The sequence below is a fragment of the Algoriphagus aquatilis genome (genome assembly GCF_042657405.1).
GTDB lineage: Bacteria > Bacteroidota > Bacteroidia > Cytophagales > Cyclobacteriaceae > Algoriphagus > Algoriphagus aquatilis.
Genome location: NZ_JBHSKS010000001.1, coordinates 291,463 through 304,897 on the forward strand (window position 1 = coordinate 291,463; position 13,435 = coordinate 304,897).

The 13,435-nt window shown below is 44.0% G+C and carries 14 protein-coding genes; 11 read left to right on the forward strand and 3 right to left on the reverse strand.

Features of this window, described 5'->3' with window-relative positions; all coding sequences use genetic code 11:
* The first annotated feature begins 116 nt into the window (after positions 1 to 116).
* The 5 genes from ACFPIK_RS01190 (at position 117) to ACFPIK_RS01210 (ending at position 5,030) form a co-directional block, all read left to right on the forward strand.
* Positions 117 to 809, forward strand: a complete 693-nt coding sequence (locus tag ACFPIK_RS01190; protein WP_377911364.1) for a head GIN domain-containing protein — start codon at positions 117 to 119, stop codon at positions 807 to 809.
* A 257-nt stretch (positions 810 to 1,066) separates the two neighbouring features.
* Positions 1,067 to 1,213, forward strand: coding sequence for a hypothetical protein (locus ACFPIK_RS01195; protein ID WP_377911366.1), 147 nt, complete (start codon positions 1,067 to 1,069; stop codon positions 1,211 to 1,213).
* A 35-nt stretch (positions 1,214 to 1,248) separates the two neighbouring features.
* On the forward strand, positions 1,249 to 2,328 hold the full coding sequence (locus ACFPIK_RS01200) for a serine hydrolase domain-containing protein (protein WP_377911368.1): 1,080 nt from the start codon (positions 1,249 to 1,251) through the stop codon (positions 2,326 to 2,328).
* A gap of 151 nt (positions 2,329 to 2,479) precedes the next feature.
* Positions 2,480 to 4,891, forward strand: coding sequence for an ABC transporter permease (locus ACFPIK_RS01205; RefSeq protein WP_377911370.1), 2,412 nt, complete (start codon positions 2,480 to 2,482; stop codon positions 4,889 to 4,891).
* Positions 4,892 to 4,901: 10 nt separating this feature from the next.
* Positions 4,902 to 5,030 carry a hypothetical protein gene (locus tag ACFPIK_RS01210; RefSeq protein ID WP_377911372.1) on the forward strand — a complete coding sequence of 43 codons (129 nt, stop codon included), beginning with the start codon at positions 4,902 to 4,904 and terminating at the stop codon, positions 5,028 to 5,030.
* 118 nt (positions 5,031 to 5,148) lie between these two features.
* On the opposite strand, the gene ACFPIK_RS01215 is transcribed toward ACFPIK_RS01210, so the two are convergent.
* Positions 5,149 to 6,042, reverse strand: coding sequence for a Fic family protein (locus ACFPIK_RS01215; protein ID WP_377911374.1), 894 nt, complete (start codon positions 6,040 to 6,042; stop codon positions 5,149 to 5,151).
* Between the two features lie 315 nt (positions 6,043 to 6,357).
* Here ACFPIK_RS01215 and ACFPIK_RS01220 point away from each other — a divergent pair, with 315 nt between their 5' ends.
* From ACFPIK_RS01220 to ACFPIK_RS01235, 4 genes are all read left to right on the forward strand, one after another.
* Positions 6,358 to 7,032: a 3-keto-disaccharide hydrolase gene (locus ACFPIK_RS01220; protein WP_377911376.1), complete on the forward strand. Its 675-nt coding sequence runs from the start codon at positions 6,358 to 6,360 to the stop codon at positions 7,030 to 7,032.
* A gap of 12 nt (positions 7,033 to 7,044) precedes the next feature.
* Positions 7,045 to 8,394 carry a Gfo/Idh/MocA family oxidoreductase gene (locus ACFPIK_RS01225; RefSeq protein ID WP_377911378.1) on the forward strand — a complete coding sequence of 450 codons (1,350 nt, stop codon included), beginning with the start codon at positions 7,045 to 7,047 and terminating at the stop codon, positions 8,392 to 8,394.
* Positions 8,395 to 8,637: 243 nt separating this feature from the next.
* Positions 8,638 to 9,318, forward strand: a complete 681-nt coding sequence (locus tag ACFPIK_RS01230) for an ABC transporter ATP-binding protein (RefSeq protein WP_377911380.1) — start codon at positions 8,638 to 8,640, stop codon at positions 9,316 to 9,318.
* Entirely contained in the window at positions 9,299 to 10,633 is a 1,335-nt protein-coding gene (locus ACFPIK_RS01235; RefSeq protein ID WP_377911382.1) for a TolC family protein, read from the forward strand. The genes ACFPIK_RS01230 and ACFPIK_RS01235 overlap by 20 nt, the downstream gene beginning before the upstream one ends.
* 119 nt (positions 10,634 to 10,752) lie before the next feature.
* On the opposite strand, the gene ACFPIK_RS01240 is transcribed toward ACFPIK_RS01235, so the two are convergent.
* Complete coding sequence (locus ACFPIK_RS01240) at positions 10,753 to 11,337, reverse strand: DUF4136 domain-containing protein (RefSeq protein ID WP_377911384.1); 585 nt, start codon at positions 11,335 to 11,337, stop codon at positions 10,753 to 10,755.
* Positions 11,338 to 11,520: 183 nt separating this feature from the next.
* Positions 11,521 to 12,207 (reverse strand): DUF2490 domain-containing protein, encoded by a 687-nt coding sequence (locus ACFPIK_RS01245; RefSeq protein ID WP_377911386.1) that lies wholly within the window; start codon positions 12,205 to 12,207, stop codon positions 11,521 to 11,523.
* 181 nt (positions 12,208 to 12,388) lie between these two features.
* Here ACFPIK_RS01245 and ACFPIK_RS01250 point away from each other — a divergent pair, with 181 nt between their 5' ends.
* Positions 12,389 to 13,009, forward strand: coding sequence for a class I SAM-dependent methyltransferase (locus ACFPIK_RS01250; RefSeq protein WP_377911388.1), 621 nt, complete (start codon positions 12,389 to 12,391; stop codon positions 13,007 to 13,009).
* Between the two features lie 60 nt (positions 13,010 to 13,069).
* Positions 13,070 to 13,435, forward strand: a complete 366-nt coding sequence (locus ACFPIK_RS01255; protein WP_377911390.1) for a DUF2116 family Zn-ribbon domain-containing protein — start codon at positions 13,070 to 13,072, stop codon at positions 13,433 to 13,435.

Consider the following 13,435-nt stretch of genomic DNA (forward strand, 5'->3'; position numbering starts at 1 on the left):
ACCTTCCTGTTTGGTCACGCATCTACTCATTGAAATCTAAACCAACTCTATCTAATTTTCTTTTTTTTCAATCATCAAAATATCAAGGTATTAACTAATTATTCAACTAAGAAAACATGAAAAACAAGACATTACTTTCGCTTTTGTTTGCCTTGGTCCTTCTAGTAAGCCAGGCAGTTGCTCAAAAATCCGAAACCCGCACGCCAGGCTCCTTCTCCAAAGTGGAGACAGGCGGCAGTTGGGATGTGATCATTACTAAAGGCGGCAAAGACGAGATCAAATTGGAGTCTTCCTCTTTGGATTTGTCAAAAGTGATCACCGAAGTCCGTGGTGGGAAACTTGAAATTAAGCTCGAAAAGGGCAACTACCGTGATGTGGATCTCAAGGTATTCATTATTGTCAGAGAACTCGAATCTGTGGGCGTATCCGGATCGGGAAGTGTTAAACTGATGTCTGATTTTGGGGCGAAAGAGTTTGCACTTGGTTCTTCTGGTTCGGGAGTGATCGAAACCCAACAAATCAACGCCGAGCGATTGGCTGTTGGTATGAGTGGTTCGGGTGAAATCCGTGTTGGTGGAGGTCGGGTAGAGGAGCTGACTATTGGGCAGTCTGGTTCGGGAGATTTTGAAGGAATGGACCTGGTGGCTCAATCTGTGAAAATAGGAAAATCCGGTTCCGGCGAAACTTCCATTACAGTAGAGCAAAGCCTGACCGTAGGTTCATCTGGTTCAGGGAATGTGTATTACCGAGGAAATCCAACCGAGAAAAGCATTGGAAGCAGTGGTTCTTCCCGTGTGATCCAAAAGTAAATGAAAATCTAGTTTAGTCAAGTTGATTTCCTGCCGGCACCTCAAGTGCCGGTTTTTTTTTAGAATGAATGCTTAGGATAAATCCACTTGAAGTGAGGGAGCTAATCTTTTGCGGAAACTGTTCTCGACCGTTATCGGACAATTTTGTTCGGGATATTTTTTCTTCGAGGAAGAAAAGGCCATTTCATGCATCTGGGGCAGTATGTGCTATGGCACAGAAGTGGAACTCGCTGTGCCAAAGCTAAACCAAAACTACCATGAAAATCCACCTACTTCTTAGCCCGATCACTAGTTTGGGTTTGGTAATAGGCTTTGCTTCCTTACTGTTGGCCTACCTTGCCGGTTCATTGCAATCCTACCGGGTAGCCCTCCAAAATCCTGTTAATTCCATCAAGGCGGAGTAAACCTTGCTTACCTACCAATTAAATTCCCTTCCTCAATGCGATACATCTTCTTTTTTCTAGTTCTATTAACTGCTCAACAAGGCATGTGTCAAGAGTCTCTTTCTCAACTGGTGGATCAATATGCCAAAGAAAATAATTTCAGCGGGGTAGTATTGGTGGCCACTGATGGCAAAGTAGATATCCTAAAAGCTGTAGGCCTGGCAGATCGCGAAACTGACAAAGCCATGCAGACAGACAGCAAATTTCGGATCGCTTCCATGACCAAGGTGTTTACCGCCGTGCTGACCATGAAGCTGGTGGATGAGGGGAAGTTGGTTTTGGACAAGCCAATCTCAGCCTATCTTCCTGAGTATGTCGGCGAGGGTAAAGACAAAGTCACCCTGCACCACCTCCTGACCTATTCCTCGGGAATCGAAAATACCGCCGAACCCTTGGGTATGAAACCCTATCAGACCCTACTTTCCCTCGATGAGTATATCTCCCGCTTTTGCTCCGGTCCACTTGTCTTCGTGCCTGGAAGTGAAAGTCGCTACGGAAATACAGAGTACATTTTACTTCAAAAAATCATCGAGAAAGTCTCGGGCCGATCCTTTGAAGAGAACCTGACAGCCCATATCCTTGGCCCGCTCCAGCTCCGCAATACAGGCATGTACACAGGAAAGAATCCCCCTAAAAATGAGGTCACTTCCTATACCTTGAAGGATAGCCTCAAGACGCTGACTCGTGATGAACCCTACCTGCCCGAGATGTATTTTGGGGCAGGAGGGATGTATTCCACAGCCGAGGATTTGCTGGCGTTTGATCAAGGGCTATTTGGGGAAAAGCTCCTGAGTCCTCAATCTACCAAGCAGCTGCTTACCTTTCACCCGGATTTGGGCTATTCGGCTTATGGACTTTGGGGTTCGGATGGCTGGGGCACCTTTTCCGAAAAATTCTACTACCGAACAGGTGGGATTTTGGGATCCACATCCAATTGGATTCATACCCTTGATAGCAAAAAGACCATTTTGATCCTGAGTAATACCAATCAGACTAACCTCTTTGGTCTATCGGAGGAATTGTATCTTTTGGGTACAAAGGAAGAGACCTTGCTTAACTCTGGAAGTATAAAATGAGAATGCCCGCTATCGACCAAAAACGTTCGAGTTGGGCTTCTTGAGTTTTCTGAAAATGCCCTTTTGACCCATTTTGAAGCATTTTCTGCTGGCATAAAAGTGGAACTATCCCGATCATCGAATGCACTGAACCTACTGATACTATCCTGATATGCTCAAAAACTACTTCAAAATCGCCCTTCGAAATCTGCTTCGTAACAAGCTCCGGACTTCGATCCATATACTTGGCTTGTCATTGGGCATTTCGATCGTTTTTTTCATTTTCAATGTCATCTGGCATGCCTACAGCTTTGACCGATTTCATCCGGATAGGGAGCGAATCTTTCGGATCAATACCCTGACCGAATGGGATATGGGAGAAAGCTATCCCACTCCCGGGACTAATGGGCCTTTGGGAGAAGTGATTGATTCGGAGATTTCATTTATTGAGGCGAAGGGGCGAATTTATACATTGTGGGAGGTCTTGACCTTAGTCCCTGAGGGCAACCGAGTCTTGGGAAGATCCAGTGAAGTTACATTTGCAGATCCCGGATTTTTTCAGATTTTCCCCAGAAAATGGCTCGCTGGCAATCCTGCTTCGGCGCTGGAAAAGCCACTTTCTGCGGTGATTACCCAAAGTAATTTGGAAAAGTATTTTCCGGGTGTTCAACCTTTGGATGCGTTGGGCAAAGAGTTGGTCTGGATCGATGCCGATACGATTCGTGCGCAAGTCACCGGAGTGGTGGAGGATTACACCGAAAATTCGGACTTCATCTTCAAGGACTTTATCTCCTTTGCCACCATACAGACCGAGGAGCAGAAGGAATGGTACGGGCTACACCATTGGGGCAATGTCAACTCCAGTTCCCAGCTTTTTGTGAAGCTGGAAGAGGGTTCGGATAAAAATCAGCTCGAAGCCTCACTTGCGGCCATTGTTGATAAAAATTTAGAAAAAGATGATCAGGCATCCACTACCTTTTTGGCGGAACCTTTGGCAGAAATGCACTTCGGAGAGACCTATTCGGGGACTTCGGTTTCCAAGGTCTTTCTGAATGGACTGGTTTATATTGGTCTGATTATCTTGGTTTTGGCTACGCTCAACTTTGTCAATCTGGAAACTGCCATGGCCATCGGGCGCAGCAAAGAGGTGGGCATCCGCAAGACACTCGGCGGGAGAAGATGGGAGCTGATTTATCAGTTTTTGGTAGAGACGTATTTGATGGTCCTATCCGCGGGGTTGATCGGATTGGCTTTGGCAGAGTTGATCAGGAATCTGTTTAGCAGCTATTTGCCTACAGGTTTTGTGGTCGAGTATTTACAGGTGTCCAACTTGGCGTTTTATGCGCTATTTCCATTGATTCTGACGGTTTTATCCGGGATTTACCCCGCTTTGATCCTTTCTTCCTATCAGCCTGTGAGGGCGATCAAAGGAGAAAGAGTTGCGTCCACTGGTTTTTCTTTAGGGGTCTTTTTGAGGAAAAACCTCACCGTTTTGCAGTTTTCGGCTTCCATTGCCTTTATCATTTTGGTATTAGTCCTACAGGCACAGCTGCGCTATGTGTCCAGTCAGCCGCTAGGCTTTGAAAAGGATGCAGTGATGTATGCCAAGCTCCCCTTTATGTCCGATCCGGATCAGATGCTTAGAGTACAGCAGTTGATGAATCAGGAGTCGGGAGTTTCAGGGGCAAGTCTCAGTGGAAGCTTGGTGTCCTCCAACAGCCTCTGGACTTCAGATGCGTGGATTCCAATGGATACTACTGAAAAGCAGATTTTCACCCAAGTAATGAATGCGGATTCGGCCTTTGTAGCTGTGAATGGCATTCCGCTATTGGCAGGGAAAAAGTCGACAAACCGGGATGATGAGATTTTGGTCAATGAGAATTTTCTCAAGGAAGCCGGCTATTTGGATGCATCTGCTGCACTTAATCAGACGATCCGATTTGGAGGGGAAGAGCGAAAAATCGTTGGTGTCATAAGCAACTTTCATTCCCGCAGTCTTCGGGAGGAAATCCGTCCGCTGTTGTTGACTTACAACCCTAGGTTTTTCCAGACCATCTCCGTCAAGCTCCAAGCGGGCCAAAACCTTGCCCAAGCCAAGCTGGCTTTGGAGAGTAGGTATAAGGAAGTATATCCCTACGAAAGTGAAGAGTTTCACTTCTTGGATGAGGCAATTGGGGAGTTTTACCAAGAGGATCTAAAAATTCGAAATGTCCTCACGGCGGCTACCTTTTTAGCTATTTTGATCTCTGCTATGGGCTTGTTTGGGCTTTCGTCTTACACCATTGCGCAGCGAACGAAGGAGATCAGTATTCGAAAAGTGCTTGGTGCTTCGGTGATTCAGATTTTGAGTTTGATCTCCAGGGAATATGTCATTTTGGTTATGGTCTCTTTTGCCCTTGCGATCTACCCGGCTTATTATTTTCTCAAAGATTGGCTGGCCGGATTTTCTTATCGCATGGACATGCCTTTTGGTTTGTTTGGTGTGGCAGGGCTTGGGGTACTTTTGCTATGCTTGCTGATCGTGGGGCTGCATTCTTATCAGGCAGCCAAGGCTAATCCTGCGAGGGTGCTGAAGGATGAATGAAAGCAGGAAGATGGAAGATGGAAGACAGGAGACAGAAGACAGAAGACGGGAGACAGAAGATGGAAGACGGAAGAAAGAAGGAAGAGAGAACAGAAAAGATTTCGGAATTGGGATTTCGGAAGTGCATGAATGCGGCTGAAAGGTTACTGAAACCTAAAACAAATCCAACGTTTTTCGCCGTCGGTAGGATAGCGACTACTTGGAAAATGTTCATTAGTGAAAAAATTGAAAGGAGATTTTAAAAAGCTTACTGGTAGTCAAAACTCTATTTGGAAATATCTGAGAGTGTTTTTGTAATTATCCTGAGCTGAAAGGCAGGTATCCATCAAGTATTCGTTGACTTTGCCCCATTCCTGTAAGCCTCTGTAATAAAAGAACTTGACGTCGTCTCCAATGATAAAGGGGACGATGTCATTTGCGAGGCATTCCTTAAACATAATTAGTCTTCCCACACGGCCGTTTCCATCCTGAAATGGATGGATGAGCTCAAACTGATGATGAAAATCCAAAATATCATGTAAAGTTTTGGTTTCCTTGTTGTGATAGTTTTTAAGCAAAGACTTCATTTCAAGTGCTACAGCATCAGGTGATGTGGTCTCATTTCCTCCCACCTCATTAGGTATTTTTTTGTATTCTCCCACATTAAACCAGTCTTTTCTACTGTCGGATGTTCCTGATTTGAGTAGGAAATGGATCTCTTTGATCAGTTTTTCAGAAAGTTTAGCAGTTGCCTTTTCTATGATAAAATCTATGCATCTGAAGTGATTGGTCGTTTCGATGATGTCATCGACATTGATTATTCCATTGTATTCTCCGATGGTATTGGTCTCGAAAATCAATCGTGTCTGATCTTGGCTTAGTTTACTTCCTTCTATCCGGTTGGAATTATAGGTCAGTTCGATTTGGGTTCGATGATAAATACCACCTTTGAGCCTCATCTTTTGTTGTTCTTTTAGCTGATGAAGCAAGGGATTTCTTTCTGAGGAAACAGACTTATTTTTCTTTAGTGGTAGTGTGGCGTCTTCGGGAATGTTCCATGTTTTGCCGGTAAGAAATGCACCTTGAATCTTTCCAAGAGCACAGTAATTCCGAACTGTTCTCTCTGGAGTTGCCCATTTCTGGGCAAAGGATGCGACTGATAAATAATTCATTTGTTTTTTTTCTTGCCGATATCGGCAAAAATAGCTAGAAATGATTTGCCTTTTTTTATTTCTTGCCGATAGAGGAGAATTTTTCTCTCTCCACCTTCAAGGGGCCAAAAACTTTTTGGCTGCGCATACAGGTTGCAAGCGTAAAAAAAGTGTGATAAAAAGAGCTCAGAATGATCAACTGATAAACCTAATCAAGTTTACTTTAGCCCTGAATTCCCCAATCAAACAACCATCTAGGATTTTGAAATAAAATCCCATGAAAAGTCGATTTCTCCGATAGATTTGTATATCTCTAGTATCTAAACCCAGAATAAGATGCAATTCAAAGTTTTCCGAACATTTGTAGTCCTACTTTTTATCTTTTCGCTTTGCCTGACAGCAAAGGCCCAAAAAGCAGAAAAAGGTTTTACCCCACTTTTCAATGGTAAAAACCTAGACGGTTGGGTGGGAAATAAAGATTCCTACCAAGCCAAAGACGGTATGATCGTCATCGAACCCAAAGGTGGAGGTGGAGGTAATCTCTACACCGAAAAGGAGTATGGAGATTTTATCCTGCGTTTTGAGTTCCAGCTTACACCCGGAGCAAACAATGGTCTGGGAATACATGCTCCGCTGGAAGGAGACGCGGCCTATGTAGGAAAAGAACTTCAGATTCTCGACAGTGAGCATGAGAAATACGCCAAACTGGAAACCTACCAGTACCACGGTTCGGTCTACGGTGTGATTGCTGCCAAAAGAGGCTTTTTGAAGCCAATTGGGGAATGGAATCAACAGGAAGTAATCGTAAACCATCCCAAAATCAAGATCATCCTCAATGGCACCACCATCCTTGAAGGTGACTATCTCGAGGCGAGTAAAAATGGAACCTTGGATAAAAAAGATCATCCCGGATTGCAAAGAAGTTCTGGCCATATTGGCTTTTTGGGTCACGGCGATGTAGTCCGATTTAAGAATATCCGAATCAAAGAATTAACTAACCCTCAACCCTAAACTATCAAGAATATGAGTAAGAATTATCAGGTCGTAGACCGAAGAGACTTTTTGAAAAAGTCCGCATTAGGCATTGCAGGATTGGCTTTAGCTCCTTCTTTGCTAGCCAAGGCACAGGCCGCAGGCAAGCTCAGAACCGCCCATATTGGTTTAGGAGGAATGGGAATGGCCGACCTAGCTGCAATCGCATCTCATCCCGAGGTGGAAGTAGTGGCTTTGTGTGATGTAGACAGCAATGCGATGAGCAATGCCACTGCCCTCTTTCCCAAAGCAAAGACCTATGCGGATTACCGGGTATTGCTGAAAGAAATGGAAGATCAAATCGACGCTGTGGTGGTTTCTACTCCAGACCACACCCATGCCCCGGCATCCTTGATGGCTATGGAAATGAACAAAGCGGTCTACTGCCAAAAACCCCTCACGCACCATGTGACTGAAGCCCGTGCGATGAAGAAGATGGCCGAAGACAAAAAACTGGTGACCCAAATGGGGATTCAAGTGCATTCTTTCTACGATTACAAATTAGCCACACTTCTGATCCAGTCAGGCATTATTGGTAAAGTCCACACGGTACGGGCATGGTCTCCCAAAAACTGGGGCTATGATGGAGGCGAACCGAAAGGAAGTGATCCTGTACCGTCAAACTTAAACTGGAACTTGTGGCTGGGAACAGCAGCTGAGCGTCCATACAAAGAAGGGGTGTACCATCCGGGCAACTGGAGAAAACTGCTGGATTACGGTTGCGGTACCTTGGGTGATATGGGTGTGCATATTTTTGATACACCTTACAATGCGCTGCAGCTCGACGTGCCTCGCACGATTGTGAATCAGTGCCGTAAGCCAACCGGTTTTGGCTTCCCTGAAAACAACATCGTGACTTACGAATTCCCTCAGACCCCCTACACAGCCGAGACGCTCAAGTGGGTATGGTATGATGGACCTGGTGCTCCGGCTGATCATGAAGATCTCAAACTACCCAATGGTGATGCTTTGCCAGATCAGGGCGCAATGTTTATAGGAGAAAAAGGCAGATTGCTTCTTCCTCACTTCCAGCAGTTGCCTCGATTGATCGTAGATGGGAAGTACAAAGAATTTGACGTTGCTCCCTTCAAACTTGGCGCACCTGTGAAAGATTATGAGGGAGAAAGCAAAAAGCACTACCACCAATTTGTGGACGCTTGCTTGGGCAAAGGAGAATGCTCTGCACCATTTGAGTATTCAGCCCGACTCACGGAGACGATTTTGCTGGGTGTGATTGCAGGTCGATTCCCAAATGAAACACTGCACTGGGACAGCAAAAAGGCCAAGTTTGCCGAAAAGAAAGCGAATAAGTTCCTAGGCGGGAAGTATCGGAAGTTTTGAGAAAAAAGTTGGAACACAATAGATGCAAGACTTTAGGTACAAGATGCTAGAACCTAGGAATAAGGTTACTATTCATTTAAAATCTTGATTATTGAGAATTGGAAATTGAAAATTGCCTTCGTCCGCTGGCGAACAAAAATGTTCGAGAAATCTAATCTTCAAATTTGAAAAATAGCCTCTGAAGCGATTCAGGGGCTTTTTTGTTGGCATGAATCTCGAATCTGTTTTGCTAATCTTATTGACATGATTCAACTCAACGAACTGGACAAATACATCGAATCCCGATTTCAGCGGGTGTTTCTCCTCAAAGGAATCAACCTTACCATCAAAGAAGGGGAGTTTGTGACACTCATGGGGCCCTCAGGCGCCGGCAAATCTACTTTGCTCAATATTCTGGGCCTTTTGGATGAGGATTACGAAGGGACTTATTCCTTTTTGGGAAAAGATATCCGCGCGATGAAAGCCAAAGAAAGGTCCAATCTCCACAAAAGCGAATTTGGGTACATCTTTCAGGCTTACCATCTCATCGATGAGCTGACCGTCTATGAAAATATCGAAACGCCTCTGCTGTATCGAAATGTGTCCACGACTGATCGTAAAAGTCTGATTGCGGAACTTTTGGACAAGTTTAACATAGTAGCAAAAAAGGACCTTTTTCCAGCCCAGCTTTCTGGAGGTCAGCAGCAACTCGTGGGTATTGCCCGCGCCATTGCCGGTAAGCCAAGAATTCTCCTTGCCGATGAACCTACGGGAAATCTCCACTCGGCTCAGGCGAAGGAAATCATGCAGGTGTTTCAGGAACTGAATACCGAGGGCACAACCATCATTCAGGCTACGCATGCCAGAGAAAATGCAGATTACGGAACCCGATTAATACAATTGATAGACGGAAGAATAACAAGTGATGAAGCAATTACATACTAAGGTTTGGATCACCTTCTTGATTTTGGTGGGTTTTGTGTCTTTGACAAAGGCTCAGGATACCCTTAAGTTGACATTTCAAGAGGCTGTATCCATGGCATTGGCCAAAAATCTGGAATACCGGATCCTTGAAAACAATCAGGAAATTCTCAAAAAAGAAACCCTCACGGCTTGGTCAAATCATTTGCCCTCAGCCAACATCAATTCATCCTTTTTGCGTCAGACGGGTCAGCAGTTCCAGCAGATCGAAGGGGAAATTGTCGTGACCAAGGAATCCAATGAGATTCTTTCTCCCGGACTTTCGGTGAGTATGCCGGTGTTCAATGCCGGAAGGAGAATATTGGATACCCAATCGTCCATACTCGCTCAAAAGGCAGGAGAAAAAGGACTTGAAAGGGCCAGGCAACAAGTGGTTTTTGACGTGTCGAGAAGATACATGCAGGTTTTGCTCGATCAGGAACTCTTGAAAATTGCTCACGAAAATGTGTTGAATCAAAAGCAAACCTTGATTCAGATCGAGGGATTTGTGGAGGCAGGACTACGTACGATCTCTGACCTGTATAATCAGCAGGCGGAAGTGGCACGATTGGAATCCATCCTGCTCGATGCCGAACTGACCCTCGAAAACGACCGATGGCTGTTGGTGGAATACCTTCAGATGGAAGTAAATACCATTCCCGTTTTAGAAAATGTATCACCTGAGGAGCTGATGGGAGAGTTGAGCGATCAAGATATGGATCAGCTCGTTCAGCTGGCACTGAGTAAGCGGCCCGATTTGCAGCAACAATCTTTGCTGACCTCCTCCTTCAAAAAGGATGTGCAGGCGATCAAAGCCATGCTGCTGCCTCGTGTGAATGCATTTTACAACTATGGTACGTTTTATACTTCGCTGGACAATCGGAGCGTGAGCACACAGTTGTTTGAGATTTATCCACAAAATACGATAGGTCTTTCCTTGGGTATCCCGATTTTCAATGGTTTCCAATCTAGATTGGATGTGGCAAGGGGAAAAATGGCATACCAAAATCAAGTGCTTCGCAAAGAAGCTCTCGATCGGAAAGTGTATCAAGATGTCAGGCTGGCTTACCAAAACTATCAGGTGGCCTTGAAAAAAGTCAGCAACGCCTCGATTAGGCTCGTTGCTGCAAAAGAAGCCCAGCAAGCTGTCAGTGAGCGCTTTCGATTGGGACTTTCGGATTTTCTGGACTTGTCGGTAGCCAATCAGACACTTGTCAGTGCGCAGTCTGATCAGGCACAGGCTAACTTCACCCTTTATTTTCAAGCAGTGTTGATGAATTTTGCTTTGGGCAATTTATGAGAATCGTCCGTTATTGGAAGTCAAACTATTGATAAGATACATGGTCAATAAGACAAAAAAACACCTCTCATAGTGGAGAGGTGCTTTTTTGATGTGCTGATGGCTATGGATTGACCCAGTTATTCCGTAAACTTATTCACTATCTTAAATTCATTCATTACTCTGTATGCTGCTCTAGTAATGTCTGCCGAGAAATTTGGAGAGGCGAGATCAAAGTCTGCCGCAGTGTAACCCTGCCAAATGGTATTGCCTTTTTTGCTGTCGATCACATAGATAACCAGCATACCTTTGTTTTGCGAGTATCTTACTTGATTGTAAGTCTCATCCTTCTCTTGTTCGCGCTCTATCTCTCCTTCATCGTTTCTAAAGGTGTATCCTGTCCGATTCATCCAATAATCAAACTCAGGCTGAACATATCCTCTGTACCGGATTGAATCTGTGAAAATCTTGTAGCTGACCAACAAGTCTGGTTTGGATTCTTGCTCACGAAATCCTTGAGAACCCAACCTCGCACCAATGGTAGCCGTTAGCACTGGTGAAATTACAGTTGTGTCTAATTCAGGGGATTCTACAAAAGCGAAGGTCTTATACTTTTTGAAGGAACCCGTGTAGTTGTAATCGTAGTCTGTGACATAATCCTTAGATGAAAAACAGGAAGCAGTCAATACAAGTAGAAAGAAAAGGAAAATAGAAGGAGCTTTCATAAGGTAGTGGTTGAGTCGTAAAATGATAATCTACTTTGACCTTGGATTTTAATAGGGCTAACCTTTGGTTTAAGAATTTTGTTTGTTCAATAGTTTAAAATTCAGAGGAATACCTTTCTAATTTAGAGATAGGGCAAAAAAAAATCCAGTCTAATGCTGGATTTTAATGAGCGATGACTAGGATTATTTACTGAGGAGCTGATGGTGGATTCCTACTTGAAGTTGGCCTTTAGAAAGCGAATTGGTGGTTTGCTCCATGAAACCGAGTTGAATAGCGAAACCTTTTTGAAGTCTAAATCCAAGTCCTGCATAAATCCTGTTTCGGTCAAAAAACTGCATCGCGGGAGTTAGTCTTTCGCCATTGATGAAAATTTCGTCATAAATCTGGAAGTAAATCGAACCTTTTTCTGAGAGCTCTTTAGAATTGAGGGGCACGTTTAGAAATAATGCATATCGGAATCTTGTTCTAAAATCCTGGTTTTCGATCCAACGCTGTTCGTAGCGATAGCGATGCATCAAACCAATTTTTCCAGCTTTTTGACGAAGAATAGCTTCTTGATACAGTCGATTTTCATGCAGCGTTGCATCTGAATCACCGGCAGTTCCATTGGTAATACTTGCATATCCTGCCAAAAAACTAGTCTGACCGGATTTAGAATTGTATTGAATCCCGCTTCGGATGAGCAGTTGATCCAGATCTGAGGTGGTGTTGAAATTCCTCAATTGCATTTCTCCATGAATGGCCCAAGGAGAGTCTTTCCAACGGAAATTGCCGAAATACATGTACCATCCACCCAAGTCATTAGGATTTTGAGCCAGTAACAGGCTTGGGGAAAAGAATAGGATAAGAAGTGCGCAAAGTTTTTTCACAGATCAAAAATCAAAAAAAGTAGCGAGCTTGTACTAAGGATATTTATTTAATGTTCGATTCACTTTTGAATTTGGTTACTTCATCAGCTGTACACAAGCAAAGGATTACGCATCATCTTCAAGTGATAAATGTCCCAAACCGATCGTTAGATCTTGATTTACTTTTGCAGATTCATAATGAATGTTGCTCATGAAAGAGTTTTGGAATACCCGATATCAAGAGCGTGATTATGCTTATGGCACTGAACCCAATCGGTTTTTTGAAACCGAGATTCGCAAAATTCCGATCGGAAAAGCGCTTTTTCCTGCAGAAGGAGAAGGGCGAAATGCTGTTTTTGCGGCGTCTTTAGGCTGGGAGGTAGTAGCTTTTGACCTAAGCGAGGCAGGAAAAACCAAGGCGCTTAAACTAGCCGATACCAGAGGTGTATCGATCACCTATGAAGTGGCTACACTTCAGGAGTTTGAGGCCGAAAAAGAAGGCTTTGATGCGTTAGTCTTGGTATTTGCCCATTTTCCCAACCCTTTGCGAAAGACATTTCACCAAAAACTGACAACCTTTCTCAAACCAGGAGGAATCGTAATCTTGGTAGGATTTTCAAAGAAGCATGCAGCTTTCAATTCTGTAAATGAACAAGCTGGAGGGCCTAAAGATCCGGCCATGCTTTTCTCCAAGAAGGAATTGGAGGGGGATTTTGATGGATTTGATATCCAACTTCTCGAAGAAGCCGAAGTGGATTTACAAGAAGGAAATTATCATTTGGGAAAATCGGCAGTGATTCGATTGGTAGCCAGAAAGAAATAGGAATCAGGATCTTATTTTTTCAAACTAACTTCCCTAAATTCAGAGAAACTTTTTTTTGATATGCAAACTGAAAAACGATTTTGTCAACACTGTGGCAAACCGATTCAAGGTCGCCCCGACAAGAAATTTTGTGATGATGCCTGCCGAAATACCTTCAATAATCAGCAGAATGCCGTCACCACCAATTTTATCCGAAATGTGAATCATGCGCTCAAGCGCAATAGGAACATCCTGTCTGAACTCCTTCCCGAAGGAGAAAAAATGGCCAAAACTACCCGAGATAAGCTAAATCTAGAAGGATTTAATTTTCGATATTTTACTCACATCTTCCAAAACCAAAAAGGGAATGTGTATCACTATTGCTATGATTTTGGATACCTAGCCTTGGAAAATAACTGGTTTCTGATCGTGCGTGGCAAAGACTGA